The following is a 26,353-nucleotide window of genomic DNA, read 5'->3' as shown; positions in this document are numbered from 1 at the left end:
GTGCAGGAGAACCCGACCATCACGGCAGCGGAGATCGCCCGGCTCGCCGGCGTCGGTCGTGCTGCGGTCAGCAACTGGCGTAAACGGCATCCCGACTTCCCTGCCCCGGTGGGCGGGACGACGGCGAGCCCCGAGTTCGACCTGATCCAGGTCGAGCAGTGGCTCCGCGCCCAGGGCAAGCTCCCCGAGCTGGCCACCGCCGACCGGCTCTGGCGACACCTCGCCGCGGCCAGCGACACCCCGGCCGCCGGCCTCGCCGCCGTCGGCGCCCTCCTCCTGGCCCGCCAGCGCGGCTCCCGAACCGGTCACCCCGACGCGCAACTCGCGCCGCTGCTGCCCGACATCGACGCCCTCGCCGACGAGCTGGGCCCGCAGGGCGCGTTCGACGAGCTGTGGCAGCGGTTCTCCGCACCGGGGCCCGGCCGCCCTTTCGCCACCCCCGACGACCTCGCCGACCTGATGATCGGGCTCGCCAACGTCAGCGGCGGCTCAGTGCTCGACCCGGCCGCCGGCTCCGGCGCCATCCTGCGAGCCGCCGTCCGCGCCGGCAGCACATCCGTGTACGGGCAGGAGCTCGACGACGACCTGGCCCGGCTCGCCGGCCTGTGGTTGGCCCTGCACGACGTACCCGGGGAGGTCAGCACCGGTGACTCGCTGCGCGCCGACGCCTTCGCCGGCCGCGCCGTCGACGCCGTCGTCTGCCACCCACCGTTCGGCGCCACCAATTGGGGTGACGAGGAACTCGGCCACGACCCCCGCTGGGTCGTCGGCACCACACCCCGTACCGAACCCGAGCTGGCCTGGGTGCAGCACGCCCTCGCCCATGTGCGGGTCGGTGGGCACGCCGTCCTGCTGATGCCACCCACGGTCGCCAGTCGCCGCGCCGGCAAACGCATCCGCAGCGAGCTGCTGCGCCGAGGCCACCTGCGCGCCGTCATCGCGCTTCCACCGGGGGTGGCGGCGCCGCACGGCGTACCCCTGCATCTGTGGGTGCTGCGGCGGGCCGCGACCGACGCGCCGCCACCGGCGCGTGCGCTGCTGATCGACGCCGCAGGCGGCGACCTGGCCGACACCGCGCCGCGCGTGCTGGCCGCGTGGCGGGCCTTCGCCGCCGCCCCGGACTCCGACATCGAGGAGGCCGGGTTCGCCCGCGCGGTCCCGGTCATCGAGCTGCTCGACGAGGAGGTCGACCTCACCCCCGCGCGCCGGCAACCCGCCGTCGTGGGCGAGGCTTCCGGAGAGCATCTGGTACGCACCAGAGAGCGACTGGCCGCCATCGTCGGTGAGTTGCCGGCGTTGCTACCGCAGGTCACGCCAGCACCCGACGGGCCGGACGGCCTCTTCCTCACGGTGGGGGAGCTGGCGAAGAGCGGGGCACTGCAACTGATCGGCCCGGTTCGCGCCGGCACGTCCACACCCGCACCGGACGGGCCACCAGTGCTCACCGTTCAGGACGTGCTCGCCGGGGTGGCGGCGTCCGGGCGGATCGACGACCGCTTCGGGCAGGAGATCCGCCTCGCTGTGGGGGACGTGGTGGTGCCGATGATCGCGCGGCAGCTCACCGCGCGGGTGGTCACGACCGAGGGGGCGCTGTTGGGGCGCAACCTCTACCTGCTGCGGCCCAATCCGGCGGCGTTGGATCCGTGGTTTCTGGCGGGTCAGCTGCGAACGTCGGCGAACGAGAAGCAGTCGTCGAGTCTCTCGGGCACGATGCGGTTCGACATTCGACGGGCGCAGGTGCGGCGACTCTCGTTGGAGGAGCAGCGGGCGCACGGCGACGCGTTCCGGCGCCTGGACGCCTTCGAGTCAGCGATTCGGCAGGCCGCGTCGCTCGGAGCGGAGCTGGCCCAACTCACCGCCGACGGCCTGGCTCGGGGAACGATCCGACCGGACGCCGCGCGGTGACCTCAGACCTCGACGATCGGCCAGTCGTCGCCGAGTACCTTGCGCACCTGATCGGCCCGAGACGTGATGAGGCCGGCAGCGCTGCTGATTGCGAGGAACGCCGCGTGGCCGGCACCGAGGCGGCCGGCCTGCCGGGCCATGCCCCCGATCACCGGGCAGTCGTCGGCCCGGTCGACGTGCAGGGCCGGCGTGACGACCTGGACGGCCGGGTTGCGACGCAGCATCGCCAGGTACTCGTGCTCGGTGTGGTCGAGCAGGCTGTACGCCTCGAGCAGGCAGACCAGCGGAACGGCAACAGTCGCGTCGGCGTCGGCCGCCGCCACCATCGCCTCACCGACGGCCTCGACGCCCTGGGCGTAGGCCATCAGGGCGCCGGTGTCGAGCACGTAGACCGGTGCGCTCACGCCGCGCTCGGCCGGTCGAAGTCGGCGCGGACCTCGTCGACCGGACGCTCCAACAGCTCCGCCACCCGGGCGATCGCCGCCTCGCGCATCTCCGGTGTCACCTGGCGAGAGGCGAGGCGCCGCGCCGCGCCTTGCGGGTCGTACGGGAACTCGCCGTGCCCGGCCGCCCGCAGCGCGGCCCGCATGTCGTCGGATATCCGACGGCGGCGCAGCGCTTCGGTGACGTACGCGGAAACCTGGCGGGCCGGGAGCGCATCCAGCTGCTCGGCCACGTCATCAGGGACGGAGATCGTCACACGCCGACTCATACTCGCGAGCCTAGCGAAGTATGAATCCTCCGTCAGCGACGACCCGCTGACACTTGGTTGATCATCTCCGCCGAGTGGGGGACCCCGACAACGCCGGCCAGCAGCAATACTCCTGACTTAAGGCAATCGAAAGGAACCTGGTGAGCACCAAGCACCAAGAGCTCGCGAACTTCATCTGGTCGGTCGCCGACCTGCTCCGCGGGGACTACAAGCAGTCCGAGTACGGCCGGGTGGTCCTTCCCCTGACCGTCCTGCGTCGGCTGGACTGCGTGTTGGAGCCGACGAAAGACGCGGTGCTGGCCCGGCATGCGCAGCTCAAGGACATGGGCGTGCAGAACATGGACCCGGTGCTGCGCAAGACCGCCGGGCTGTCGTTCTACAACACCAGCGAGATGTCCTTCCGCAAGCTGCTCGGCGACCAGGACAACGTGGCGCTCAACCTGCGCGCCTACATCGGTGGCTTCTCGCCCGGTGCGGTCGACGTGCTGGAGAAGTACGGCTTCGACACCCAGATCAGCCGCCTCGCCGAGGCCGGGCTGCTCTACCAGGTGGTCGCCAAGTTCGCCGACATCGACCTGCACCCGGACGTGGTCTCCAACCACCAGATGGGCTACGTCTTCGAGGAGCTGATCCGCCGCTTCTCCGAAATCAGCAACGAGACCGCCGGTGAGCACTTCACCCCGCGTGAGGTCATCAAGCTGATGGTCAACCTGCTCCTCGCCCCCGACGAGGACGACCTGATCACCCCGGGCATCGTCCGCAAGATCTACGACCCGGCCTGCGGCACCGGGGGCATGCTCAGCGAGGCCCAGGACCACATCCAGGAGCACAACCCGCACGCCACCGTCGAGGTGTACGGGCAGGAGCTCAACGGCGAGACGTACGCGATCTGCCGCTCCGACATGATGCTCAAGGGCGGCGACCCAACGAAGATCGCCTACGGCAACTCGTTCAGCCAGGATGGCCACGAAGACGAGCGCTTCGACTACATGCTCGCCAACCCGCCGTTCGGGGTCGAGTGGAAGAAGGTCGAGCCGTTCATCAAGGCCGAGCATGCCCGTGGCCACGCTGGGCGGTTTGGCGCTGGCCTGCCTCGGATCAACGACGGCTCGCTGCTCTTCCTCCAGCACATGGTCTCGAAGATGAAGCGCCCCGAGGACGGCGGAAGCCGGCTGGCAATCGTTTTCAACGGCTCGCCGCTCTTCACCGGTGCCGCCGGGTCGGGCGAGTCGGAGATCCGCCGGTGGATCCTGGAGAACGACCTCCTCGAAGGCATCGTCGCGCTGCCCGACCAGCTCTTCTACAACACCGGCATCTCCACGTACTTCTGGATCCTTACCAACCGCAAGGAGCCCGCCCGCCGGCGAAAGGTCGTGCTGCTCGACGGTCGCGATTACTGGACCAAGATGCGCAAGAGCCTCGGCGACAAGCGCAAGATGCTCACCGACGAGCACATTGCAGAGCTGACCCGCGCGTACGTGGACGCACTGTCCATCGCGGACGACCCGGAGCACCCGCAGCACGCCAAGGTAAAGATCTTCAAGACCACCGACTTCGGCTACCAGCGGATCACCGTCGAACGCCCGCTGCGACTGCGCTTCGAGGTCACCGAGGAGACGGTCGCGCTGCTCGCGGAGGCGAAGGCGGTCTTCAAATACGCGGAGCGGGAGTCACTGCTGACGGCGGCGAAGTCCCTGATCGGTACGTTCTCCGGGACGCGGGCCGAGTTCGCGATGAAGCTGAACGGGCTGGGGAAGCTGCCGGCGGCGGTGGAGAAGGCGGTGTGGGAGGCGTTCTCGATTAGCGACCCGGAGGGGGAGGTGCAGACCGACCGCAAGGGCAACCCGCTGTCGGACCCGGACCTGCGCGAGAACGAGAACGTGCCGCTGGACGAGGATGTGCACGACTACCTCAAACGGGAGGTACTGCTGTATCACTCGGATGCCTGGATTGATGACACAAAAACAAAGGTCGGCTATGAACTGCCTGTCAATCGGCACTTCTACAACTATGCACCGCCGCGACCCTTGGCTGCCATCGACGCTGAGCTGAGGGCTGTCGAGATCGAAATCCAGACCTTGCTACGAGCGGTGGTCAAGTGAGTTCGTACAAGTCGTGGGTGGCAACGCCAATCAAGCGCCTGGCTCGGGTGTCGTATGGGCTGGGGCAGCCCCCGCGGCTAAGCGCCGAAGGCGTGCCGATTATTAGGGCTACAAATATCACTGACGGGCTCATCGTTCGGGAAAATCTGATCTTCGCCGCAAAGTCTGACTTGCCGCTTGATAGAGCCCCGCTGCTCCGTTCCGGTGAGATTCTAGTAGTCCGGAGTGGCGCTTGTACCGGCGATTCGGCAATCGTGACGGATATGTGGGCCGGCTCGGCGCCGGGCTACGACTTGCGCCTTACTCCGCAATTTGCTGAACCCCGTTTCCTCGCCTATGCGCTACGTAGCCGGCCTGTTCGGGGCCAGATCGAAATCGCCAGAAGTCGAGCGGCTCAGCCGCACCTCAACGCTGAAGAACTTGGCGAGATTCGGATTGATGTCCCAAATAAAGACGAACAGCGGCGGATCGCGGACTTCCTTGACGGCGAGGCCGGCAAGATCGATGCCTTGGTCTCGAAGAAACAGAGAGTACTTTCTCTACTGGATGAGAAAATCAATAGTCGGATCCTCGAATTTATCGGATCAAGCCAGCTGGTCGGGTTGGCTGATCCGAGCACGTCCGTGATCCCCATTCGTAGAGCTCTGGCTAAGCTTGTTCGGCCTGCGGATCCGGATGGCGATGTCGTAACTGCTTTCCGCGACGGACAGGTGGTAGCCCGGTCGGCGCGTCGCCCTAGTGGTTATACCCTACCCACTGGCACCGAAGCGCAGGGGCAGTTCGTACAGACGGGGGACGTGGTGATACATGGCTTGGATGGATTCGCGGGAGCGATTGGAACATCCGAATCATCGGGAAACTGCAGCCCGGTCTATCACGTCTGCGTTCCGCGTGACAGAGGAAACGCGCTCTTCCTGGGAAGATTGCTTCGAGTGCTTGCGATCACTGGGTACTTGGGCCTCTTTGCTACCAGCACTCGGGAACGTGCGGTAGATTTCCGCAACTGGGATGGGTTTGGCCGAATTCCTATTCCCGCCGTCCCTCCCCGTTTGCAAGAGGAGATCGGAGGATGGATTGGCTCTGCTCGCCCCCTTCGTTCCGCCGTAAACCGGTCTTTTGTTCTCGCTGAAGAGCTCCGGCAAGCGCTGATCACGGCGGCGGTTACCGGACAATTCGACGTGTCGACGGCGCGGGGGGCGGAACTATGAGCGGCGTCGACCAGGAGAAGTCGTTCGAGGCTGCCATCCAGGGAGCATTGCTCCGCTCGCGATGGTTGCGCGGTCTGCCCAGCAACTATGACCGTCAGCTGGGCCTCGATACAGGGGAAGTTTTCGCTTTCATCGGCGCGACCCAACCCGACGACTGGGCGAAGCTGCTGGCCTACCAAGGAAACAACCCCGACGAGGCGCAGCGGCACTTCGCCCAGCACCTCGCGAAGCAGATCGACGAACGAGGCCCTCTCGACGTCCTGCGGAGGGGGATCAAGGACAAGGGCATCCTGATTCGCCTTGCCTACTTCAAGCCCGCTCACGCCATTACCGAGGGTGCGCTTAAGCTCTACCGCGCCAACCGCCTCACCGTCACCCGCCAGCTCGCCTACTCGACGAGCAACAACAACATCCTCGACCTGGTCCTCTTCGTCAACGGCATCCCCCTGGCGACCGCCGAGTTGAAGAACCCGCTGACCGGACAGACCGTCGAGGACGCCAAGAAGCAGTACCGCGAAACCCGCGACCCGAAAGAACTGCTCTTCGCGAGGCGTACCCTCGTTCACTTCGCTGTGGACCCCGACATGGTCTTCGTCACGACGAAACTGGCTGGCGACAAGACCCGGTTCCTGCCCTTCAATACGGGCTCCGATGGTCCGGGAGTGTCCGGCGGCGCCGGCAACCCGCCTGCGGGCGAAAGCGGCTACCGCAGCTCTTATCTGTGGGAACAGATCTGGCACCCGGACACGTGGATGGACCTGGTCCGGCGGTTCCTGCACACCGCCAAGGAGTCGCGGAACCTGATCTTCCCGCGCTACCACCAGTGGCACGCCGTCACCCAGCTCACCGAGCACACCGCCCGCAACGGCTCCGGCCACAACTACCTGGTCATGCACTCGGCCGGATCGGGCAAGTCGAACACCATCGCCTGGCTGGCGCACCGGCTCTCCAGCCTGCACACCGCACCGGCCCTCGATCAGGATGCCCAGGCCAAGGGGCTGCGCCCCAACGAGCCGGTCTTCGACAAGGTCATCATCATCACCGACCGCGTGGTGCTCGACCGGCAGCTGCAGGACACCGTCTTCCAGTTCGAGCACGTACCGGGCGTGGTGCAGCGGATCGACAAGGACTCAGCTCAGCTCGCCGCCGCCCTCCAGGGCGAAACCGCGAAGATCATCATCACCACGATGCAGAAGTTCCCCTACATCCTCGAGAAGGTGCAGGGGCTCAAGGGCAAGCGGTTCGCGGTCATCGTCGACGAGGCGCACTCGTCGCAATCCGGCGACTCGGCCGCCGCGTTGAAGAAGGTGCTGCTGAAGCTCGGCAGCGACGACGTGGACGAGTCGGGTGACCTGCTCACCGCGTCGGCGCTGGCCCGGGGCCGGCATGAGACGCTGTCGTACTTCGCGTTCACCGCCACGCCAAAGCCGAAAACCCTCGAACTCTTCGGCACGCCGCATCCGGTCACTGGCAACCCGCAGCCGTTCCATACGTACTCGATGCGGCAGGCCATCGACGAGGGCTTCATTCTCGACGTGCTGCGCAACTACCTGACCTACAAGTCGTACTGGAAGCTGGCCAACGCCAACCCCGATGACCCGGAGGTCGACCCGAAGAAGGCCGGCGCCCAGCTCGCCCGCTTCGCCAGCCTGCACCCCACCATGCAGGCGCAAAAAGCCGAGATCATCGTCGAGCACTTCCGCAAGCACACCGCACCGCGCCTGGGCAACCGCGCCAAGGCCATGGTCGTCACCGGCTCCCGCGAGGCCGCCGTCCGCCTGCACACCGCCATCAAGAAGTACGTCGAGATGCAGGGTTACGTCGGCTGCGAGTCCCTGGTCGCCTTCTCCGGCGACCTGGAGATCGACGGCGTCGAGCACACCGAGGCGCGGAGCAACGGCTTCAGCGAGGGCGAGCTGCCCGAGCGGTTCGCCTACACGGCCGCCGACGACAAGTACGCCGGCACGGCGAAGGCCAAGCAGGACGTCGAGCACAAGATCTTGGTCGTCGCCGAGAAGTACCAGACCGGCTTCGACCAGCCGCTGCTCACCACGATGTACGTCGACAAGCTGCTCAAGAACGTCGCCGCGGTGCAGACCCTGTCCCGGCTCAACCGCACCCACCCGCTCAAGGCCCAGGGCGACGTCTTCGTCCTCGACTTCGTCAACGAGGCCGGCGACATCGCCGAGCAGTTCAAGCCGTACTTCGAAACCGCCGCCACCACGCCCACTGACCCCAACCTGCTCTACACCGCCCAGAACGCGGTGACGGGTTACCCCGTGCTGGTCGACTCGGAGATGCAGGCGTACGCCGAGGCGTTGCTCGCCGTGGAGCAGAAGGCGACGAGTGACACCGCCCTCCAGCGGGCGCACGCCTCCCTCTACCGCTTCACGGAGCCGGCCGTGCAGCGCTTCAACGCCCTGGCCGCCGACGACCCCGAGGCCGCGGACGGCTTCCGGTCCGCGCTGCGCGACTACACCCGCATGTACGCGTTCCTCAGTCAGGTCGTGCCGTACCACGACGAGGACCTGGAGCGGCTCTACCTGTACGGGCGGGCACTGCTCAACCGGCTGCCCCGCCGCCAGGATCCGTCTGTCGACATCGGCGAGGTGGAGTTGACCCACCTACGGGTCAGCAAGACCGGCGAGCACGACGCGTCGCTGTCGCCGGAGGGCGAGCAGATGCTTCCCGGCTTCCTCGGCGGCGGTGCGGGCCGACAGCACGACCTGGAGAAGGTCGTGTTGTCCGAGCTGATTGATGCGTTCAACGACAGGTTCGGCATCGGGCTCGGCGAGGCCGACAAGGTCTGGGTCGAGCAGCAGATCGTAGCCCTGGCCGAGGACGGCACCCTCGAAGCCGCCGCGATGGTCAACGACGAGAGCAACTTCGGCGTGGTCTGCGACAAGCGGATCGAGGACGTGATCCTGTCCCGCCACGACGACAACGGCAAGCTGATGCAGCGCTACCTGGACGACGAAAGCCTGCGCTCGCAGCTCAACCAGTTCGCCCGCCGGCAGGCGTACCAGATGATCCGCAGCCGCAAGGGCATCGCCTGACCTTCCACCCTCGCCGAAAGGAGGACGGTTGTCTCCCGTCCGATAACCGCTTCCGCCTCAGAACCATAGGTAGGGCGAACTGTACGGTGACGAATCCGAGCTACGTCGATGGTTGCTGCAATGAGATGCGACATGCGTTGGGGGCGTGATGCGGGCGCAGGAGCGTGTCGCTGAGCGGTACGAATTGACGTACCCGGTAGGCCATGGCGGTATGGGCGAGGTGTGGGCCGGCTTCGACGAGAAACTCGACCGGCCAGTCGCCATCAAGTTCCTCCGCAAGCTCTCCATCCCAGAGAGCGAGCGGGAGTACGCAGTCGAGCGGTTCTTCCGGGAGGCGCGTGTTACCGCCCGGCTCGATCATCCAGGCGTGCCCAGCGTTCACGACGTCGGGGTTCAGGGCGACGACATCTACATTGTCATGCAGTTGGTGCCGGGCATGCTGGTCGCTGATCTCATTGCCGAGCGGGGGTGGCTCTCCGTGCCGTGGGCGGCGGCGATCGGTGCGCAGATTTGCTCCGTGCTGGCGGCGGCCCACGCCGCCTCGCTGGTGCACCGCGACCTCAAGCCGCAGAACCTCATGCTCACGCCGACCGGCGCGGTCAAGGTCCTCGACTTCGGCGTGGCTGCGCTCCTCGGGCCGGCTGACGTTCCGCGACTGACCGCCACCGGGCACACCCTCGGCACGCCTACATACATGGCACCCGAGCAGGCGTTGAGCAGCACGGTGGGTCCGAGAGCAGACCTGTACGCGCTCGGCTGTGTGCTGTTCGAGCTGCTGACCGGCAACCCGCCTTACCGGTCCGACAATCCGCTCGGCATGCTGCACCGGCACATGAATGACCCGGTGCCCTCCGTTGCGGACCACCGCGGGGGCGTGCCCGAAGAGCTGGTGCGGCTCGTCGCGCAACTACTCGCCAAAGATCCGCAGCACCGTCCGGGATCAGCCACGGAGGTGTATGAGCTACTGGCTCCACTCGGGGCAGTAGAGCGTGAGCTGGCCGCCGACCTGGCGCTGACCGTCGCGGGCGGTGAACCGGTGGACCCCACGATGCCGTACCGGTACCCGTTCGGCCCGTTGCCGCCACGTGTGCCACTGGCACCCACCAGGGTGGACGTCGTGCGGCCCCGCAACGCTCCGGAGGTCGTCGAGGCTCTCTCCATCGATGAGCTGAGTGAGGTAGCGGAGCGGGCGTGGGACCTGGCCGAGGAGGAGCGGTTCACCCAGGCCGCCGAGCTGCTGGAGACGGCCCTGCGGCCGGTCAGGAAGGGGCACGGCGCGAGGCAGCCGAGGATCCTGGAGCTGCGGCTCCACCTGGCCAACCTGTACGTCCTCGCCGGCGCGTTCCGGCAGGCCCTGCCCGAGTTTCAGCGACTCATTCCGGACCTGGCGACCCGCCCGGTGCCCGACCAGGAGCTGATCTGGCAGTGCCGGCAGCAGGCTGCGGTGTGCCAGGCGGAGTTGGGCGAGGCGACCACAGCCTTGGACGAGCTGCGTTCGCTGCTCGCCGAAGAGCAGCGTGCGCTGTCGCCTGAGTCGCCTGAGTTGTTTTCACTGCGGCAGCAGGTCGCCATGCTCGCTGCTGGGGTCGGTGACGTGACCGGGGCTCGTCGCCACCTCACGGATCTGCTTCGAGACGTCAGCGCGCTGTATGGGTCGCAGTCGCCAGCGGCGGTGGAAATCGAGACATTGTTGGTGCACCTCGATCGACTCGGCGAGAACGCGACCGATGAGACGAACCGACGGCGTGAGGGGTGATGAGCATGTTGGAGCTGGAAGACGCGCTGAAGAAGTGCGTCGAACGGGTGGCGCGATTCCGCCGTCAACACCAGCGCATTGGTGAGCAAAACACCAAGGCCGGGCTGATTGAACCAGTCATCGGAGCGCTCGGCTGGGACCTGTTTGACCCAGACGAGGTGCACCGTGAGTATCGTCGACGCGGTCCCGACAACCCGGTCGACTATGCCCTCCTTCTGCTGCGAACACCACGCCTGTTCATCGAAGCGAAGGGCCTCGGGGAGAACCTCGACGATCCGCGGTGGGCCAACCAGACCATCAGTTATGCCGCGGTTGCCGGCGTCGAGTGGGTGGCGCTGACCGACGGCGCCGAGTGGCGGATCTACAACGCCCACGCGCCAGTGCCCATCGAGCACAAGCTGTTCCGCGCGGTCCGTATCGAGGAGGGCCTCGACGATGCGGTAGACCTGCTGTCGCTGCTCAGCAAGGGCAACATGCGTGACAACCGCATTGAGGAGTTGTGGAAGGGCTACTTCGTCGATCGCCAGGTCCACGGGGAGTTGCTCGAACTTTTCGGTGACGGGGAGCCTGCGGCGGAGCTGGTGGCGATGCTCGATCGGCGCCTGCCCAGGCTTAGCAGGGACGAGGTCCGGTCCAGTCTCATCCGAGCCCGTGCCACCTTCGATTTTCCGTCGTCCGCTGCACCGACCAAAGTCAGTCCTGTCCCCGTAACTGAACCGGTGCACGTCGTGCGTCCATCGGCCACCCCTACTGTGCCTCAGCAGCTGACGCCACCCGGTTCGGCCAAAGGGCGTCCGCTCAAGCGGCCGGTGACCAGCGCAGAACGCGCGCTCAAGGTGATCGACCTGATCAGGGCTGGGAGGTTGCGTCCGGGCAGCAAGCTATACGGGAAGTATCTGGGCAAGCAGTACGTCGCCGAGGTACTCATTGACGGCAGCATCCGCTACGAGGGCCGGGTCCTCGGATCCCCGAGCGCGGCTGGGGAGGCGGTGAAGATCGACGTGTATGGGTCGTCGATCACCGCGACCCGGCGGGCCACCGATGGGCTCGACTTCTGGTCGGCAGAGGATGCCCGAGCCGGTGACATGGTGACCCTCAAGGAGATCCGACGCCGTGTGGCAACCGAGGGGGAGGCGTGAGACAGCCGCTCACCCTCGCGCAGATTCTCACAGTCCTGGACGAGCCGCAATCTGTCAACGATCTGCGCCGGTACTTCGGGGTCGATGGTCGTTCGCCGTTCACCGGCGGACAGTTCGAACGGCTCGGGGGCGGCGGTGACCGAGCGGAAACCCGCGACGTCATCACCGCGGAGGATCTGGTCGCGGTCGAACTGCTCAGCGTTCGAGTGCCGCCGCATACCTCTCTCGATCTCTTGCAAGGGGCGCTGGGGAAGGCCGTAACGGCCGAGTTGCGGGGCATACCGACGCACGTATCCCTGGGGCACCCTGACGCGAGCCAATACATCGAAGAGCGAGGACGAGCTGACCGGGCTTGGCGGTTATTGCGGAAGGCGGACGGCATTGGCTGGGTCGTGGCTGGGAAACTACTCGCGCGCAAGCGGCCCTTGCTCGTACCGGTCTACGATGAGATCGTCGCATGTGCTTTCCGGACTCGCAGAAACTTCTGGCGCTGGCTGCACGGTCGTCTGTTGGAGCAGGAAGCGACGCTCGCCAGCCGCCTTTTCGACCTCCGAAGGCGTGCTGGATTGCCTGCGGACGCCATCACTTTGCTCAGAGTTCTCGACGTGGTGATCTGGATGCGTCACCGCGACGAGCACACCGGCTACCGATGCCGAGGCATTCAACTTCCCTAAAACCGACCGCTAGTGGGCGCTGGGGTCGAAGCCGGTCTCATAGCCTGACGAAATTGTCAACTGATCGTTGCAGGGAGCACCGTGGGATTCCAGACGCCACAGTACAAGTTGTCCAAGCTGCTGGAGCAGGCCGGCAGCGGCAGCATCCAGCTTCCGGACTTCCAGCGCGGCTACAAGTGGGACGAGGAGCGCATCAGATCCCTGCTCGTCACGGTGACTCTGGGCCACCCGCTCGGCGTGCTGATGCTGCTTCAAACCGGCAACGACCAGGTGCGGTTCAAGCCAAAGGCGATCGAGGGAACTCCTCCGATGTCCAGTAAGGTGGAGCCAGATTTGCTCCTACTCGACGGGCAGCAGCGCTTGACGTCGCTCTACCAGTCCCTGACCGGCCCGGGTGTTGTCGACACCGAGGATGCCCGGAAGAAGCAGGTTCAGCGACGCTTTTACATCGACATCACCCGAGCCTTAAAGGACCCGGCTCGCCGGGACGAGGCGGTGGTGGTCCTGCCGGGCGACGGGATCGAGCGGACCAACTTCGGCAAGGACATTCGCCTCGACGTGTCCACGCCGGAGAAGGAGCGCGAACACGGTTACTTCCCGTTCCGCCTGATCTACGACTCGCCAGGTCAACTCGACTGGTTGTGGAACTTTCCCGGAGAAACGGGTGAAGCGGCGGCGCGACGAGCGCTCATCCAGCGCTTCCAAGGCGAGATCCTCACGCCAATGCAGAGCTACGAGATCCCTGCCATTGAGCTGGACAAGTCGACGACCAAGGGAGCGGTCGCCACCGTCTTCGAGAAGGTCAACACGGGTGGCCTTCCCCTCAACGTCTTCGAGTTGTTGACGGCGACCTTCGCTGGTGACGCCGCCTACTTCCACCAGCACGGGGACGACTTCCGGCTGAAGGACGACTGGCAGCTCACCGAGGAGATCATCTCCGCCCATCCCGTCCTGAGGGGCATCCGCAACACGGATTTCCTCCAAGCCATCACCCTGCTCGTGACCGCTCACGGGTCGTCGTTCACCTCCGCTCGGAAGGAAGACGTGCTGCGGCTTGAGCTCAGTCAATACCTGGCTTGGGCTGAGCAGGTGCGGGAGGCGTTGGTGTGGGTTGCGCAGTTCCTCCGGGACGAACACATCCACCGGGCGCGCGACATCCCCTACCCGACTCAACTGGTGCCTCTGGCAGTGATCCGCGTGATCCTCGGCGAGGCTGCGACCATCCACGGGGTTCGCAGCCGTTTACGCCAGTGGTTCTGGTGCGGCATCCTCGGCGAGCTCTACGGAGGCGCCACGGAAACCCGCTTCGCGCGCGACGTTGACCAGGTCCCGGCCTGGGCGCGAGCCGTGACGTCCCCGGACACCGCCCCCGAGCTTCCGGGCACCGTGTCGGGAGCGACGTTCGCTGAGTCCCGGCTGCTGTCTCTGCGAACTCGGCAGTCCGCCGCGTACAAGGGCTTGCACGCACTCCTGATGGCGGGGGGTGCCAAGGACTGGAGATTCCACCAGACCTTCGACCATACGCAGTACGTCGCTCTCGACGTCGACATCCATCACGTTTTTCCAAAGAAGTGGTGCGACGACAACAAGATCCCGCGCAATCTCCGGGAGAGCATCATCAACAAGACGCCGCTGGCCGGGAAGACCAACCGTTTCATCGGGGGAGCCTCTCCTGCGGCCTACGTGCCGAAGCTCGAAGGTGCCGCCGCCATCGGCTCCGATGAACTTGATGCCATCATCGGTGCGCACCTGATTGACACCAAGGCACTGAGGGCCGCTGACTTCGACGCCTTCTTCCTTGCGCGTCGGCGAGCTCTGCTGGAGCTGGTGGAGACGGCCATGGGCAAGCAGGCGCAGCGGGACGTTGATGCGGGGAAGTTGACCGGGGGTGGGGAGGCACCCGAGGCCTTCGCGGAGGAGGACGACGATCCGCAGGACACAGACGACGCCAACGAGGACGACCGCTAACTCGTCCGGCTGCTGTGGCTAACTCTCGGTCGGGCGCATCAGCTCGACCTGGTCGCCGGGTTTGACTTCCATCTCGCCCTTGCCGTGGCGGATCTCCAGCACCGGGACGCCTTCGTCCAGGTGCAGCTCATTCCGTTCTTGGCCCGTCGGCATTCGAGCGACGACCGACGCGCCGGCCGGCAACTCCATCTGCTGCCGCTCAGGCGCACGTCGTACCCGCGTTCCGTGCCCGCGGACCGTGCTGACCAGCCCTTCGGAACGCAGGATCGACATTGCCATCCGGACCGCCTCACGGCCAATGCCGTACTCCTGTGTCAGCCGCGATTCGCTCGGCAGCGACACCCCAGGCGCCAGCTCACCGGACTCGATCCGTCTCCGCAACAGGTCAGCGACCTGCACGTAAACGGGCGTGTGTGAGCGCGGATCGACGGTCATGCCTGGTAAGCCTTGTCCCCCCGTGGGTCGTGGTGGTTGTGCCCCTGTGCCCCTGTACGTATATTCATCAAGGCGGCGGAAGCTCAACGCGGGACGGGGATCTATAGCCCGGTCGAGTGACGCCGTGCAGCAACCCCGCTGCCGTGCTGCCAGTCGACGCTGTGGTGGCAGGCCGGGTGGGTTCGCGCAAGCGGTGTGAACACGGGCCCACCCTCCATCAAAGGGAAGGCAGGTCGAGTAGATGAGCGCCCGTAACCAACGACCGGCACGGGAGGTTGGAGCGACCATCCGCTCCTCGACGCACACCAGTCTGCTGCCGTGGCAGGTGCGCGAGCGCCGCTTCGCACCGACCGGGCTCGGGCGTCGCGGGCTGAACCCCGACGACGTGTACGCCTTCCTCGACCGGGTCGCCGTCGACATGGCCGCCGTCTACGCTGCTCTCGCCGAGAGCCGCCTCGAGACGGCCCGGATCAAGGCCGGCCTGCGTCGCCGGCAGGCCGACCAGGCCGGCGCCCGCAACGAGCGGGGCCACGCCCAATGAGCCAGCGGTACGTCATCCACCTGCCCGTCGTTGCCACCGACCTGTCTGCCGCGCAACGCCTGGCCCGGGTCATCGGCCGGTGGATGCTGGTGCTGCCGATGGCCGACCCGGGGGAGACGACCGTCTCCGAGGAGGACCAGCAGTTCCTGCGCCACCGGGTCTTCTGCGACCTGCTGATGCCTGGTGGCCGGCGCTGCCTCCTGCGCGACGGACACGACGGCGACTGCTCCCGCCGCTTACGCCGGTGACTGGAGCGATGCCTGCGACGGACCACCATGGACACGGCCGTACAGGCGGGCCATGATGCGGTGTGCAATTCATAGCGAGCCAGGTGATGCACACGATCTGCCAGAAGGCCGAGGGCAGGAAGGTCAGGGCTGCCGTCGCCTACGCGGGTGACGGGGCGGCCGACCTGCTGCCGGTGAAAGCAGGCGACCTGATCGTCGTCAACGGCAGCAGGAACGCAATCGCCAGCGGCGCTACCTCCGCTCGTCTGCTGCGGAGCTGGTATGAGCAGGGTGTCCTGCTCTATGCCCATGAGACCCTGCACGCGAAGGTCTTCGTCATCGGTCGGACCGCCTTTGTGGGTTCGGCCAACCTTTCGCTGCGTGCCCACAACGACCGTACGGTCGAGGCGGCGATCCAGAGCACCGAAGCTGCAGTCGTCGTCAGTGCTCGGGAGTTCATCGACGAGATGGCTGCCGATGCATTCGAGGTCGACGAGGCTTGGCTCGATTGGGCGGACACGGTGCCGGTGCGTGCCGCTGGTGGCCCGGTGCTGTGGAATCCGGATCCACCGTTCGAACCGAACGAGCCGTACGACGTCTGGGTTGGCCCGGAGGAAAGCGTCGAGTGGACTGACGAGGAAACCGCGCTCGCGCAGGCGGGCTATCGGATGCACAGGGTTGCCGGGGGCAGGGGCAGGTACGGCACGATCGCCATCAGCGAGTCCGCGACGGACACGAGTTCGCTTGTGCAGCCTGACATGGTCTTACTCATCCGTCCGCGCAGCGTTCAGTTGGTCAGGTTTCTCGATCGCCGTCGCCGTGGGGGAGCGGCCATGGGCTTCTACCGCACCGACCGGGATTGCGTCCGTCGAACACTGGGCGAGGTGGCGGCCGCTCTCGACAGCACCCCAGCGAAGCTGCGCGAGGGGGACTGGGTGCGGATGGATTCACCGCAGCGTGAAGCGCTTCGTGAGTTGTTCAAGCTGCCGAAGCTTCCGGCGCGGTCGTGATGAGCGCCTTGGCATGTGAGTAGGTGAACAGCACCGTAGGCCGTCCCGGTGCACGCCCTGGCCTGTGGCAGGCTCCGCCCGGTGACGATCACGACGCTCGGCTCGCGGTTTCTCGCGGCGTTCAATGACATTGAGAAGCACATCAGGGGCCACCTCAAGGCCGACGAGCGCATCAGTTTCACACAGCTCGCTCGGGAATACGCCGAGAAGAAGCGACTTCCAAGTCAACACAAGAGCGCCTTAGTCGCGTTCGCCTCACTGCGGAACGCGATCAGCCACGGCACCTACTACGGTGGTCGACCGATCGCGGAGCCGGTCGAGGCCGTTGTCCAGGAGATCGAGCGGCTCCGGCAGCAGATGCTCGAACCACCGCGGGCGCTGCACGTTCTGCCTCGCGGCGAGGTACGCACGGTGCGTCCGAGCGACCCGGTAGGCACCGCGCTGGACGTGGTTCGGACGCTCGGGTTCTCGCAGCTGCCCGTGTACGACAGCGACGGCTACGCCGGTGTCCTGACCACTAATGCCATAGCTCGATGGCTGGCCGACCAATTGACCAGGAACACGGGCATCGCCGAGGAAGAACCGGTCAGCCACGTGCTGAAGTTCGCAGAGCCAGGCGAGAACGCGGTTCTGGTGCCGCGAGCGATCACCGTGGTGGAGGCGATCGACCGGCTGAGCAGTGGAAGGCAGGCCGGCCAGTTGAGCACGGCGCTCATCATCACTGAGAACGGCCGGACGACGGACAAGCCGCTGCGGCTGATCGCCCCCTACGACCTTCCGCTGCTGACGGCCGCCCTCGCCATTACGTGAGCATCCGTAGGCGAAACGGATGCGCCGCTGGTTCGGTACCTAGGAGGCCGACCAGCGGCACCGCAACTGAATCGACGAGGGTCAGCCCGCGAGGGAGCCCAGGTTGACGCCGTCGAGCAGGTTGATCAGCTCGTCGTCGCGGGTCACCTCGTAGCCGAGTTCACGCAGTTCCGCAACCAGTTCGGCCTCACAGTCCGTAGGAATATCGAGGTACTCACCGTTGTGAACCGTGAGGACGAGTTTGGCGTACCGGTCCCGCAGGTCCTGCGGCAGCACGTCGAGCGCGCGCGTCGTGACCATCGGGGGCCAGTACCCTTCCACGAGCGCGCCCACCTCGGTGATGTGGAAGGGCGCGTCGTCGCCGTACCCGTCCTCCGGCTCGTAGCAGTCGGGGCCGGCGGGGTGCGACAGGTGGGTCATCTGGACCCGTCGAGCCTCGCCCCAGGTCCGCGCGGTGGCGAGTGCCCTGATCTCCGCGGCCTCCCCGGCGGCGGTAGCGGCGTCGATGAAGGCGAGGCAGTCGTGATTGGTGGCGTGGCCGTAAACCAGGTGCTGGTGGTGCGTTGTCATGGCGCACATCCTGCCCCAGGGGACACCCACCAAGATCAGCCTACCGTCCGGGCCCTCTCCACCGGTCGGGTGACCGTTAGGCTGGCCCTCCTGGCCTCGCCACCTGGAGAAACGCCCATGTCCGACAGCGTTTCGCGCAGTTCACCGCCGCCGACAACCAGCTCGCAGTCGGGCTGCTCGTCCAGCCGGCTCGCGCGTTCGAGGGTCACCGGCCCCGCTGCCCGCCTTCCTCGCCGAGCACCGCATCATTGCGCCGAGCGGCACGGATGACGCCGAGGATCGTCTGCTCGGCCTCCACATCGCCGGCGGTGGCGAAGTTCCCGGTGCCCTTGTCCATGTCGATGAGCAGCCGGCGTACATGTTGTTGCTCACCACGTCCACACCGGCACATGCCGCAGCCACCACGACCCCGTCATCGTCAGGGCCCGCGTGCGGGTTGATCATGCCGGGCATGAATATTGGGCGAAGCTATCCCTGGCGGTCAGGGCCGCACCGCGCCGCTCCCGCCGCCGCAGGGTGCAGCCCACCTCCTAGACGTGCGTGATCACATCTTTGCCGTACGCGCTGAGGGTCTTGTCCTTGTCGTCGTGCATCAGGTAGAGGGCGAAGTTGTGCACCCCGAACTCGTTGAGTCCTGCAGCCGGCCGACGTGGGCCGACTCGGGGCCGAGCAGACGGAATCGGTCGACGATGACGTAGGGGACGCAACTGCGGTGGTGGTGAAACCACCACTCCTGATTCGCCCGATCCGGATGAGGCACGGTCGCCCCCGGTTCCCGCAGGCTGTCGAGGTGCCAGGGCGCTGCGCGACAACCAGTTGGGTATCACGGGACGCTCAACGAGCGGGAACGCCAGGGAATCCTTTCTCCGTCGGCGGGAACCCAGGGGCCAGCCAGTTCGAACACGTCGTGACGCCATCAGGCGACATCGACCCGAACAGCGTCGACGCGGTCTTCCTGGGCAGGGTGTTGACCCTTACGCGTGGGCAAGACGCACCGAACCGAAACGCGGCGCATTGAGGTCAGGGGCGCACCTAACTGACGGTTCGACGGCGATCGGGCAGGAGAGGAGAATCAGGTGGAATACGATGATTTCATCAACGCAGTGGCCACGCGGCTGAAGGTGTCGACCGATCAGGCGGCGACGCTTACCAGCGCGACGTTGGAGACATTGGCAGATCGGATCAGCGCCGGCCAGGCTGAGGACCTTGCCTATCAGCTTCCCGACGGGCTCGACGATCACCTGCGCAAACCCCCACCGCTCAGAAGGCAGGAACATGCCCAGCCGTTCGGGCTTGACGAGTTCGTGCGGCGGGTGGCGGACCAACCGGCCGTCGACCGTGCGCTCGCCGGTGCCGGGGTCCGCGCGGTGCTCACCACGCTTCGTGAGGCTGTTTCCCGTGACGAGTTCGAGGACGCGATGGCCCAGCTTCCGAAGGAGTTCCGGCAGGTGATCGAACCGGTGGGCGCCGGTGGCCGGCAGCGCCGCGGGTAGCACGCACGGACCCCGCGACGCACCCCAACTGGTCACTGGTGAACGACGCCGAATTTCTCGAAGCGGTGGGGAAGCGGGCCCGAATGCCGGCGGCGGAGGCGGCGAACGTCGTCGGAGCCACGCTGACGACCGTGGCGGAAGGGGTCAGTGGTGGGAGGGACGAGCGGACCGCTGAGGGCGCCCGCGCCGTGTTGACGACCCTGCGCGAGGCGGTGAGCGCGAGAGACCTCGAGAACCTGGAATCCGAACTGCCAAAGGACTTCCGGCGGCTGCTGCGTCCGGTGGGCCGCAGCGTCGGGGCCTGAACCGAGCCATTTCCTGGCCCGATCCGGGTACGGTGCGCGGGTGGAGGTTGGATTCGCCCCGCCCGTCTCCGGCTCGTGGGCCACACCGGAGAACATGGTCCACGTCGCCCGCCGCGCCGAGCAGCTCGGGTACCACTCGCTCTGGACGTTCCAGCGGCTCCTGGTTCCCGCCGACCTCGCGTGGAGCGAGACCTACCACAGCGTCCAGGACCCGCTGACCACGCTGGCGTTCCTGTCGGCCCACACCACGCGGATCCGGCTCGGCGTCGCGGTGCTCAACATGCCGTTCTTCTCTCCGGTGCTGCTGGCCAAGCAGACCGCGACCCTCGACATCCTCGCCGGCGGACGGCTCGACGTGGGACTCGGCCTCGGCTGGGCGGACTTGGAGTATCAGGCGACGGGGGTGAGCAAGCATCGGCGGGGCCATCGGGCCGAGGAGTTCCTGGCAGTTCTCCGCGCTCTCTGGCAGGACGGCGTCGCCGAGCATCGCGGCGAGTTCTACCAGATCCCGCCGACGCGCCTGGAGCCAAAACCCGTGCAGCGGCCACACCCGCCGATCCTGCTCGGCGGCCAGGCGTCCGCCGCGCTGCGCCGGGCCGGCCGGCTCGCCGACGGCTGGGTCAGTGGCAGCCAGGCGGACCTGACAGGCATCGGCGAGGCGGTCGCGACCGTCAAGGCCGCCGCGGCGGAGGCCGGCCGCGATCCCGGCGCACTGCGCTTCGTCTGCCGCGGCGCGGTCCGCGTACGCCCGACGAGCCCGCCCGGGCGCGCGCCGCTCACCGGCACGCTCGAGCAGATCCGGTGGGATCTTGGCAGACTCGCCGAAGCCGGCATCACGGAAGTGTTCGTCGATCTCAACTTCGATCCGGAGATCGGCTCACCCCGCGCCGACGCGCAGGCGTCACTGCGCCGGGCCGACGAGGTGCTCGACGCCCTCGCTCCGACCCACTGACACCCCGGTCGGCGCTCACCCGGCCGGGTCGGCTGCCGCGTCCGCCGCGGACCACGCCGACCAGCCGGTCACCGCGATCGCGATCACCGGCCCGGCTGGTGGCCGCTGGACGTACTGCGGGTACTTGTCGGCCAGCGCCGCGCGGGCCGCGGCCTCCTCCGCGCGGTCCTCCACCAGCCGACCGTGCCCGTCCAGCCGGACCCACCACAGCCGCGACCAGTCCTCGTCGTACTCGTCGATGAGCAGGCAGGCATGCCCCGTCGCCCGGATGTTCTCCACCCGGCGTAGCCGCCGGTGGCGCTTGGGCTTCTCGTCCACGGCGTGGTAGACGACATCGTCGAGCAGGACGAAGCACACGGACACCAGGTGGGGACGCCCATCCGCCCGGACGGTGGTCAGCCGGGCCACCCTGGCCGACTGGACCCGATGCCGGATTTCGTCGGCGGGCACGGGCCCGACGGTAACAGCCGACACCCGTCATGGTGACTCGTTGTTGCCGTGGAGGCGTGTCGGTGCTGCAGGCGGGTATGCCCTGCCGACCTGAACCTCGGGGGAGGCGTGATGGCGAGCGAGGCGCCCGACTACTTCCAGCCCGAGGCTGGGCTGGTGCTCAGGCACCTGCTGATCGTGCGGGACGTGGACCGTTCCCGGGAGTTCTACCAGCGGGTGCTGGGCGCGACGGTGGTGCGGGAACGCCAGCCGGCGATCCTGCGGTTCCACAACAGCTACATCGTGATCAACGACGAGGGTGGTCCGACCGACGACAAGCCGGGTGTGCAGGCGAAGGCGCCGCCGGATCCGAACACGCTCAGCAGCGCGATGAACGTCCGGGTCACCGACGTCCGGGCGGTCTACGAGCAGTGGCGGTCACGGGGTGGGGAGTTCCTGACCGAGCCCAAGGATCATGGCGTCGAGATCCGGTGCTACCTGCGCGACCCGGACGGCTATCTGATCGAGCTCGGCCAGGGCACGGGGATCCTCGCCGGGATGGGTCGAGCAGCCGCCGCCTGAGCGACCGACACCGGGGAACCCAGCCCGGACCAGCCATCGTGATCGGGCCCCTGGTGATCAGGCGGCGGGTACCGTCAACGTCGTGGAGGATCTCGGCGCGAAGGTCTCGTACCTCGCGCTTCGCGTCGGCACCCGGGTCTACGACGTCGACTCGGCACCCGTCGGCGTGGTCAAGCACGTGCCGACCGACGAACCGAACGACATCTTCCACGGCGTCATCGTGGCACCGCCCGGGCCGGACCAGTCCCACAGCTTTGCCCACCGGGAGCAGATCGCCGACCTGTACGAGCGGGGGGTCGTGCTGTCGGTACCCGGTGCCGAGATGCACGAGCCGGGCGAGGACACGCCGGCCAGAAGGGCCGAGGCCGCGGGTGACGACCCGGTGCAGGTGGGCCTCCGCCGCGCCTGGGAGTGGCTGAGTCGCCCCCGCTGAACCTGGCGGGCAGTTCACACCAGAACAACGCATGATCGGCCCGTCGAGGCAGACGCGGTGGGTCCCCGAGACCGACGAGTAGTAGCTCCAGATTGGCTGGCGTTGTCTGCTGCCCTGCGAGACGAAGCCGGTTGAAGCGTCAGTGGTATCCGAGAATTCGGGTCGCTTCCTCGCCCACCAACCTCAGCTGATCCCCTCGGAGATCGGGCACCTGGTAGTCATTGCCCCGCACTGTCCTGAGGAATTCCGTCGGCAGGCTCACCTGGTATGTAGTGAGGTAGAAGCGTAGGTCGTCGCGCCACAACCATTCGCCGTCCGTCAACACCGAGGCGCCCCCGACAAGGTGTCGGCCGCTGCCGAGGACGTCGATCTCCGCGCCCATGACGTCGATGAGGCCATGCCCGTGGCGTAGGTAGTCTTCGATCCGGGCGGCATCGGGGAGCGGCTCCGCGTTGACGTGCGAGTGGATGCTCTCCACGTAGACCTCGGTCGGGTTGGCTCCTAGTTCTTTGAAGAACCCCACAGTCTTCATTGGTGCCCCCTCGCTTGCGGTACGAAGACCTCCCAGGAACCGCCGCTTTCGACGACTGGCGGCTGAGGTTCAGCAGCCCATCGCTGGGTCCCCACCCGGGCCGTTGGCGCGAGCACGTTGACTCCGAGTTCGTCGGCGACCTGTTGACCGAGTGGTATCCCGTCGAGGTCAGGCTTGAGGGTGCCGGCGTAGCAGGACACCAAACGGACGGGACCGCCGTCGTAGGCGGGATTTTCCCGAACTGCGGCGGCGATCTGGGCCGCGTCGGTGGCGTTTCCGTCCATGTGCGCTCCGTCTGCTGAAACCTTGCCTGGGACAAAGTATCCCTGGTCGGTGCCGTGCACGATGACGTCATGGTGCCCATCCAGCGGTCGCACCTTGTCAAAGTTTCGCATCGTCAAATCGTCGTAGCCGACGCCGGTCGAGTGATCGGAGTGGTAGACCGGGTCGCCAGCGGAGAGGCAGGAATCGGGGGTCCGTTCTGGCGGCAGCGGCCGCGTCCTCGGATCGGCCCAGTCACGTCGCTGTCCCATCCGGTCCGAAGGCCCGAGCCGGGTGAGTCGCCCCAGCGCCTGCTTGAGCTTGTCGATGAGGTCGCCGAGCCGGCGTACCTCCGGGATGAGCCGTCGCAGGCTGGCCAGCAGCCCCCGCAACAACCGCGCGATCCGTGCCCCCCACGACGCCACCAGCGTCGTGACCTGTTCCACGACCAGCGGTGTGGCCAGTCCGCCGGTGACGACGAGTTCGCCCGCGTACGTGATGAGGCGGGAGACGCAGGCGGCGATGGCGTCGCGGACCAGGAGCCGGACGGCGGCCACCAGGCCGGCGGAGCCCTCGGTGATCGCGGCCATGGTGTCGGCGCCCTGGGCGAGGCCGGTGATCGCCTGCTGTTGTTCGGCGGCCCAGGCGCGGTAGGCGGGGCCGGCGCTGCCGCCCCAGCCGGCGACGTCGTCGCGGACGGCGCGGGTCAGTTCGGCTGCTTCCTCGCGGAGCGAGGCGGCGACGTTGTGCCAGGTCTGGGCGTGTGCGGTGATCTGCGCCGGGTCGCCAGCGAGCCAGTCGAGCGCCTCGCTGAGCGGCTTGACGTGCTCGATGAGCCAGGCGATCCCGTATTGCAGCAGGGCGCCGACCGGGTCGGAGACGAAGGCGAGGGCGTCCAGGCCGGCACTCACCACACCGAGGCTGCCGTCGATCCAACTGCCGTTGCGGACGCCCTGCGCGATGAGTTCGATATCCTCGCAGATCCACACACCCGCCCAGGCGCTGGGCGGGGTGTCCGCTGCGGCGGCGACGAGCGGGTTGGACGTCACGGGCGCTGCCGCACCCCGTCGAGCTGGTGCTTGGCGTGGGCGTCGGAGTGTCGGTAGCGGTCCGCTCCGGTCCGCAGCCTGCCGGCGGTGTCCCGCACCGACCCGGCGGCGGACCCGATCCCGTCGACAAGGGTGCGTTGCAGGCCGTCGAGCAGCATCGGCAGCATCGCGCAGAGCTGCCCGTACGCGACACCGCCCAGCCGGACGTTCTGGCCCGCCTGCTGGGCGGTGTCGAGGCTGCTGGCGCAGCGGTCGAGGCGTGCGGCGTGGGCGGTCAGGTCGTCCGGGTCGACCTGGATGCCGTCACCGGCGGGCATCGCTCGGCCCCTGGTCGTGGCCCAGCCGACTGCGGTACGAGTCGATGATGGCCCGGGCGCTCGGGTCATCGCCGAGGGACTCCGCGGTTACGTCAGCCACCTGCCGCAGCAGGTCGGTGCGCGCGGCTCTCGTGGTGTCGAGGATCTGCTGGGCGGTGCGCGCCGCGGATTGTTGCCGGGTGCGCTCGTCGAGCCGTAGGTCGATCAGCAGGCCAGCCGAGTCGACGGTGACGTCAACCGTCCCGTCGGCGTTGCGGGCGCTGCCGGTCAGATCCTGCATCCTCGCTGACAGCGTCTTCGCCCGTTCCGCCCGTTCGGCGAGCGACGACTCCCACTCGTCGAGCCGGCGTCCCGCCGCGTCGAGCGCAGCGTCGTCCGCCCACATGCTGACCCTCCCCAGGGGACCACCGCCGGCCGCCGCCGGCGAGATCACCGGTACGCTACCAACCGGTGGCGCTGTGTGCATGCCCGGATATTGGGCGGCGTCCTCGTGCGAGTCGCTCCGGAGGGCGTCACTTCTTTTTGGCGACGGCCTCGCGCCCGAGCAGACCTGCGATGCTCGGCCGGACCTCGGTGGTGATCACCGCCATTGCCCGCTGGACGAACCGGTCGTCGGTCAACTGCGCCAGCATGCTCGCCGCCAGGTCCGCGCGTGCCGTGAACAGGCCGTCCGCGACGTTCTCCGCCACCTCGTAGCGCGTCGCGGTGGGGTGGTCGAACAGGCCGGACGGGCGGGCGATGGTCCAGTCCAGGTCGCTTTCGCGTACGAGCGACTCCATCCGGCGCATGTCCTCGTGGGCGGTACGGCCCACCCGGCGGTTGAACAGTGGATCCAGCACGTTGTTGAAAAAGAACTCGCCGGCCGGCCGCCAGGTCGGGTCCAGGACGCTGGAGCTGACCGTGACGAGCCGCTGCACGCCGTGGCGGTGCATCGCCGCGATGATGTGCGCGTTGCCCCGCGAGTACACGGTGATCGGTTTCGGGGTGAGCGGCACGCCCAGGCTGGACAGGACGGCGTCGCTGCCGGCTACGACCCGGTCGACCGCGTCGGGGTCCGCGACGTCGGCGCCGACGACGGTGAGGCCGGCCCGAGGCCGGACGGCGTGGGGGCGGCGGGTGACCGCGACGACCTCGTGGCCGGCGGCCAGGGCCTGCTCGGTGATCTGGCGGCCGGTGGGTCCGGTGGCGCCGAAGACGACGGTACGCATGGGTGCACTTCTCGTTGCTGTGGTGACGGTGTTGACCGTGCCACCGCAGGAGCGCATTATTCAACCGTGTTGAATAAAACGCGGGGTCGGCCCCGCGGCAATCCCGATACCCGGGCCCGCATCGCGGAGGCCGCCCGCGACCTGTTCCGCGAGCACGGTTACCCGGGTACGACAGTGCGGGCGGTCGCCGCCGCCGCGGGGGTCGACCCGGCGCTCATCAGCTATCACTTCGGCTCCAAGCAGGGCCTCTTCAGCCAGTCGCTGAATCTGCTCTGCGTCGACCCCGCCGCTCTGGACCAGGCTCTGCGGGGTGACCAGGCCGGCCTGGCCGACCGCCTGCTCGACTCGGTCACCGGTCTGTGGGACGCCAGCGTGCCCGCCGAGAACCGGATGGCGGTGCGGGACGACGACACGATGCGCGCCCTGCGTGACTACCTGGACGGTGAGCTGCGCCTCCGCATCGCTGAATTTCTCGGCGGCCCCGACGCGACCGGACGCGCCACCGCCGCCGTCGGCGTACTCGGAGGGTTGATCTTCACGCGGTACCTGAACCCGATCCGTTCGATCGGCGCACTGTCCCCTGCCGACGTCCGGCGCGTCTTCGGTCCGGCGCTGCGGGCGGCCCTGCACGCCCGGCCCCGCCGGCCCTGACCCGCCGCGCACGACGTACGCTCCGGGC

29 protein-coding genes are annotated in these 26,353 nt (G+C 67.5%); 18 read left to right on the top strand and 11 right to left on the bottom strand.

Annotated elements, in window-relative coordinates; all coding sequences use genetic code 11:
* Nucleotides 1-1,905 carry an N-6 DNA methylase gene (locus tag ABZU46_RS12595; protein WP_354856897.1) on the top strand — a complete coding sequence of 635 codons (1,905 nt, stop codon included), beginning with the start codon at nucleotides 1-3 and terminating at the stop codon, nucleotides 1,903-1,905.
* 2 nt (nucleotides 1,906-1,907) lie between these two features.
* Here ABZU46_RS12595 and ABZU46_RS12590 read toward each other — a convergent pair whose 3' ends face one another.
* Nucleotides 1,908-2,309, bottom strand: coding sequence for a hypothetical protein (locus tag ABZU46_RS12590; RefSeq protein ID WP_354856896.1), 402 nt, complete (start codon nucleotides 2,307-2,309; stop codon nucleotides 1,908-1,910).
* Entirely contained in the window at nucleotides 2,306-2,617 is a 312-nt protein-coding gene (locus tag ABZU46_RS12585; protein WP_354856894.1) for a hypothetical protein, read from the bottom strand. Before ABZU46_RS12585 ends, ABZU46_RS12590 begins: the two co-directional genes overlap by 4 nt.
* 140 nt (nucleotides 2,618-2,757) lie before the next feature.
* Between ABZU46_RS12585 and ABZU46_RS12580 the strand changes: the two genes are divergently transcribed.
* The 7 genes from ABZU46_RS12580 (at nucleotide 2,758) to ABZU46_RS12550 (ending at nucleotide 14,520) form a co-directional block, all read left to right on the top strand.
* Nucleotides 2,758-4,719 carry a class I SAM-dependent DNA methyltransferase gene (locus ABZU46_RS12580; protein WP_354856892.1) on the top strand — a complete coding sequence of 654 codons (1,962 nt, stop codon included), beginning with the start codon at nucleotides 2,758-2,760 and terminating at the stop codon, nucleotides 4,717-4,719.
* The gene (locus ABZU46_RS12575; RefSeq protein ID WP_354856890.1) at nucleotides 4,716-5,927 is read left to right on the top strand and encodes a restriction endonuclease subunit S; all 1,212 of its coding nucleotides are present in this window, start codon (nucleotides 4,716-4,718) and stop codon (nucleotides 5,925-5,927) included. Before ABZU46_RS12580 ends, ABZU46_RS12575 begins: the two co-directional genes overlap by 4 nt.
* Complete coding sequence (locus ABZU46_RS12570; protein ID WP_354856888.1) at nucleotides 5,924-8,983, top strand: type I restriction endonuclease; 3,060 nt, start codon at nucleotides 5,924-5,926, stop codon at nucleotides 8,981-8,983. Before ABZU46_RS12575 ends, ABZU46_RS12570 begins: the two co-directional genes overlap by 4 nt.
* A gap of 148 nt (nucleotides 8,984-9,131) precedes the next feature.
* Complete coding sequence (locus ABZU46_RS12565; RefSeq protein ID WP_354856886.1) at nucleotides 9,132-10,739, top strand: protein kinase; 1,608 nt, start codon at nucleotides 9,132-9,134, stop codon at nucleotides 10,737-10,739.
* Nucleotides 10,740-10,744: 5 nt separating this feature from the next.
* Complete coding sequence (locus ABZU46_RS12560) at nucleotides 10,745-11,878, top strand: hypothetical protein (RefSeq protein ID WP_354856884.1); 1,134 nt, start codon at nucleotides 10,745-10,747, stop codon at nucleotides 11,876-11,878.
* Complete coding sequence (locus tag ABZU46_RS12555) at nucleotides 11,875-12,552, top strand: DUF6308 family protein (protein ID WP_354856881.1); 678 nt, start codon at nucleotides 11,875-11,877, stop codon at nucleotides 12,550-12,552. Before ABZU46_RS12560 ends, ABZU46_RS12555 begins: the two co-directional genes overlap by 4 nt.
* Before the next feature lie 81 nt (nucleotides 12,553-12,633).
* Nucleotides 12,634-14,520, top strand: coding sequence for a DUF262 domain-containing protein (locus ABZU46_RS12550; protein ID WP_354856879.1), 1,887 nt, complete (start codon nucleotides 12,634-12,636; stop codon nucleotides 14,518-14,520).
* An 18-nt stretch (nucleotides 14,521-14,538) separates the two neighbouring features.
* Here the strand turns inward: ABZU46_RS12550 and ABZU46_RS12545 are convergent, their stop codons facing one another.
* A complete protein-coding gene (locus tag ABZU46_RS12545) occupies nucleotides 14,539-14,955 on the bottom strand; it encodes a winged helix-turn-helix domain-containing protein (protein WP_354856878.1) in 417 nt (138 codons plus the stop codon).
* Between the two features lie 241 nt (nucleotides 14,956-15,196).
* On the opposite strand from ABZU46_RS12545, the gene ABZU46_RS12540 reads away from it, so the two are divergent.
* The 4 genes from ABZU46_RS12540 to ABZU46_RS12525 all read left to right on the top strand — a co-directional run bounded on the left by ABZU46_RS12540 (nucleotide 15,197) and on the right by ABZU46_RS12525 (nucleotide 17,543).
* Nucleotides 15,197-15,496, top strand: coding sequence for a DivIVA domain-containing protein (locus ABZU46_RS12540; protein ID WP_354856876.1), 300 nt, complete (start codon nucleotides 15,197-15,199; stop codon nucleotides 15,494-15,496).
* Complete coding sequence (locus ABZU46_RS12535) at nucleotides 15,493-15,744, top strand: hypothetical protein (RefSeq protein ID WP_354856874.1); 252 nt, start codon at nucleotides 15,493-15,495, stop codon at nucleotides 15,742-15,744. The genes ABZU46_RS12540 and ABZU46_RS12535 overlap by 4 nt, the downstream gene beginning before the upstream one ends.
* Nucleotides 15,745-15,830: 86 nt before the next feature.
* On the top strand, nucleotides 15,831-16,733 hold the full coding sequence (locus tag ABZU46_RS12530; protein WP_354856931.1) for a phospholipase D-like domain-containing protein: 903 nt from the start codon (nucleotides 15,831-15,833) through the stop codon (nucleotides 16,731-16,733).
* Nucleotides 16,734-16,814: 81 nt separating this feature from the next.
* Complete coding sequence (locus tag ABZU46_RS12525) at nucleotides 16,815-17,543, top strand: CBS domain-containing protein (RefSeq protein ID WP_354856872.1); 729 nt, start codon at nucleotides 16,815-16,817, stop codon at nucleotides 17,541-17,543.
* Nucleotides 17,544-17,624: 81 nt separating this feature from the next.
* Here the strand turns inward: ABZU46_RS12525 and ABZU46_RS12520 are convergent, their stop codons facing one another.
* Together ABZU46_RS12520 and ABZU46_RS12515 are read right to left on the bottom strand one after the other, a co-directional pair.
* Complete coding sequence (locus tag ABZU46_RS12520) at nucleotides 17,625-18,113, bottom strand: hypothetical protein (RefSeq protein WP_354856870.1); 489 nt, start codon at nucleotides 18,111-18,113, stop codon at nucleotides 17,625-17,627.
* A gap of 205 nt (nucleotides 18,114-18,318) precedes the next feature.
* Nucleotides 18,319-18,450: a hypothetical protein gene (locus ABZU46_RS12515; RefSeq protein ID WP_354856868.1), complete on the bottom strand. Its 132-nt coding sequence runs from the start codon at nucleotides 18,448-18,450 to the stop codon at nucleotides 18,319-18,321.
* A 739-nt stretch (nucleotides 18,451-19,189) separates the two neighbouring features.
* Between ABZU46_RS12515 and ABZU46_RS12510 the strand changes: the two genes are divergently transcribed.
* From ABZU46_RS12510 to ABZU46_RS12500, 3 genes are read left to right on the top strand one after another with little or no spacing between them, the layout of a single operon-like run.
* A complete protein-coding gene (locus tag ABZU46_RS12510) occupies nucleotides 19,190-19,606 on the top strand; it encodes a DUF2267 domain-containing protein (protein WP_354856865.1) in 417 nt (138 codons plus the stop codon).
* 38 nt (nucleotides 19,607-19,644) lie between these two features.
* Nucleotides 19,645-19,911 (top strand): hypothetical protein, encoded by a 267-nt coding sequence (locus tag ABZU46_RS12505; RefSeq protein ID WP_354856863.1) that lies wholly within the window; start codon nucleotides 19,645-19,647, stop codon nucleotides 19,909-19,911.
* Between the two features lie 40 nt (nucleotides 19,912-19,951).
* Nucleotides 19,952-20,863: a TIGR03619 family F420-dependent LLM class oxidoreductase gene (locus ABZU46_RS12500; RefSeq protein WP_354856861.1), complete on the top strand. Its 912-nt coding sequence runs from the start codon at nucleotides 19,952-19,954 to the stop codon at nucleotides 20,861-20,863.
* 15 nt (nucleotides 20,864-20,878) lie between these two features.
* Here ABZU46_RS12500 and ABZU46_RS12495 read toward each other — a convergent pair whose 3' ends face one another.
* A complete protein-coding gene (locus ABZU46_RS12495; protein WP_354856859.1) occupies nucleotides 20,879-21,313 on the bottom strand; it encodes a TIGR03668 family PPOX class F420-dependent oxidoreductase in 435 nt (144 codons plus the stop codon).
* A 111-nt stretch (nucleotides 21,314-21,424) separates the two neighbouring features.
* On the opposite strand from ABZU46_RS12495, the gene ABZU46_RS12490 reads away from it, so the two are divergent.
* Together ABZU46_RS12490 and ABZU46_RS12485 are read left to right on the top strand one after the other, a co-directional pair.
* Entirely contained in the window at nucleotides 21,425-21,874 is a 450-nt protein-coding gene (locus tag ABZU46_RS12490; protein WP_354856856.1) for a VOC family protein, read from the top strand.
* 82 nt (nucleotides 21,875-21,956) lie between these two features.
* Nucleotides 21,957-22,307, top strand: coding sequence for a hypothetical protein (locus ABZU46_RS12485; protein WP_354856854.1), 351 nt, complete (start codon nucleotides 21,957-21,959; stop codon nucleotides 22,305-22,307).
* Between the two features lie 139 nt (nucleotides 22,308-22,446).
* On the opposite strand, the gene ABZU46_RS12480 is transcribed toward ABZU46_RS12485, so the two are convergent.
* The 5 genes from ABZU46_RS12480 to ABZU46_RS12460 all read right to left on the bottom strand — a co-directional run bounded on the left by ABZU46_RS12480 (nucleotide 22,447) and on the right by ABZU46_RS12460 (nucleotide 25,674).
* The gene (locus tag ABZU46_RS12480) at nucleotides 22,447-22,839 is read right to left on the bottom strand and encodes a hypothetical protein (protein ID WP_354856852.1); all 393 of its coding nucleotides are present in this window, start codon (nucleotides 22,837-22,839) and stop codon (nucleotides 22,447-22,449) included.
* Entirely contained in the window at nucleotides 22,836-24,149 is a 1,314-nt protein-coding gene (locus ABZU46_RS12475; RefSeq protein ID WP_354856849.1) for a WXG100 family type VII secretion target, read from the bottom strand. The genes ABZU46_RS12480 and ABZU46_RS12475 overlap by 4 nt, the downstream gene beginning before the upstream one ends.
* Entirely contained in the window at nucleotides 24,146-24,466 is a 321-nt protein-coding gene (locus ABZU46_RS12470) for a type VII secretion target (RefSeq protein WP_354856847.1), read from the bottom strand. Before ABZU46_RS12470 ends, ABZU46_RS12475 begins: the two co-directional genes overlap by 4 nt.
* The gene (locus ABZU46_RS12465) at nucleotides 24,453-24,851 is read right to left on the bottom strand and encodes a YbaB/EbfC family DNA-binding protein (RefSeq protein ID WP_354856845.1); all 399 of its coding nucleotides are present in this window, start codon (nucleotides 24,849-24,851) and stop codon (nucleotides 24,453-24,455) included. The genes ABZU46_RS12470 and ABZU46_RS12465 overlap by 14 nt, the downstream gene beginning before the upstream one ends.
* Nucleotides 24,852-24,978: 127 nt before the next feature.
* Nucleotides 24,979-25,674, bottom strand: coding sequence for an NAD(P)H-binding protein (locus ABZU46_RS12460; RefSeq protein WP_354856842.1), 696 nt, complete (start codon nucleotides 25,672-25,674; stop codon nucleotides 24,979-24,981).
* Nucleotides 25,675-25,740: 66 nt separating this feature from the next.
* Here ABZU46_RS12460 and ABZU46_RS12455 point away from each other — a divergent pair, with 66 nt between their 5' ends.
* Nucleotides 25,741-26,325 (top strand): TetR family transcriptional regulator, encoded by a 585-nt coding sequence (locus ABZU46_RS12455; RefSeq protein WP_354856841.1) that lies wholly within the window; start codon nucleotides 25,741-25,743, stop codon nucleotides 26,323-26,325.
* Nucleotides 26,326-26,353 lie beyond the last annotated feature (28 nt).

The sequence above is a fragment of the Micromonospora sp. NPDC005197 genome (assembly GCF_040608295.1).
In the GTDB taxonomy this organism is placed as follows: domain Bacteria; phylum Actinomycetota; class Actinomycetes; order Mycobacteriales; family Micromonosporaceae; genus Micromonospora.
Note: the sequence above shows the minus strand (reverse complement) of the source record. Positions and strands in the feature narration are given on the sequence as shown.

Coding starts and splice junctions, on each gene's coding strand:
- ABZU46_RS12490 (WP_354856856.1), top strand. CDS start 21,425: ATGGCGAGCGAGGCGCCCGACTACTTCCAGCCCGAGGCTGGGCTGGTG.
- ABZU46_RS12515 (WP_354856868.1), bottom strand. CDS start 18,450: ATGGACAAGGGCACCGGGAACTTCGCCACCGCCGGCGATGTGGAGGCC.
- ABZU46_RS12570 (WP_354856888.1), top strand. CDS start 5,924: ATGAGCGGCGTCGACCAGGAGAAGTCGTTCGAGGCTGCCATCCAGGGA.
- ABZU46_RS12560 (WP_354856884.1), top strand. CDS start 10,745: ATGTTGGAGCTGGAAGACGCGCTGAAGAAGTGCGTCGAACGGGTGGCG.
- ABZU46_RS12545 (WP_354856878.1), bottom strand. CDS start 14,955: ATGACCGTCGATCCGCGCTCACACACGCCCGTTTACGTGCAGGTCGCT.
- ABZU46_RS12470 (WP_354856847.1), bottom strand. CDS start 24,466: ATGCCCGCCGGTGACGGCATCCAGGTCGACCCGGACGACCTGACCGCC.
- ABZU46_RS12585 (WP_354856894.1), bottom strand. CDS start 2,617: ATGAGTCGGCGTGTGACGATCTCCGTCCCTGATGACGTGGCCGAGCAG.
- ABZU46_RS12480 (WP_354856852.1), bottom strand. CDS start 22,839: ATGAAGACTGTGGGGTTCTTCAAAGAACTAGGAGCCAACCCGACCGAG.
- ABZU46_RS12535 (WP_354856874.1), top strand. CDS start 15,493: ATGAGCCAGCGGTACGTCATCCACCTGCCCGTCGTTGCCACCGACCTG.
- ABZU46_RS12530 (WP_354856931.1), top strand. CDS start 15,831: ATGCACACGATCTGCCAGAAGGCCGAGGGCAGGAAGGTCAGGGCTGCC.
- ABZU46_RS12520 (WP_354856870.1), bottom strand. CDS start 18,113: ATGACAACGCACCACCAGCACCTGGTTTACGGCCACGCCACCAATCAC.
- ABZU46_RS12540 (WP_354856876.1), top strand. CDS start 15,197: ATGAGCGCCCGTAACCAACGACCGGCACGGGAGGTTGGAGCGACCATC.
- ABZU46_RS12460 (WP_354856842.1), bottom strand. CDS start 25,674: ATGCGTACCGTCGTCTTCGGCGCCACCGGACCCACCGGCCGCCAGATC.
- ABZU46_RS12465 (WP_354856845.1), bottom strand. CDS start 24,851: ATGTGGGCGGACGACGCTGCGCTCGACGCGGCGGGACGCCGGCTCGAC.
- ABZU46_RS12565 (WP_354856886.1), top strand. CDS start 9,132: ATGCGGGCGCAGGAGCGTGTCGCTGAGCGGTACGAATTGACGTACCCG.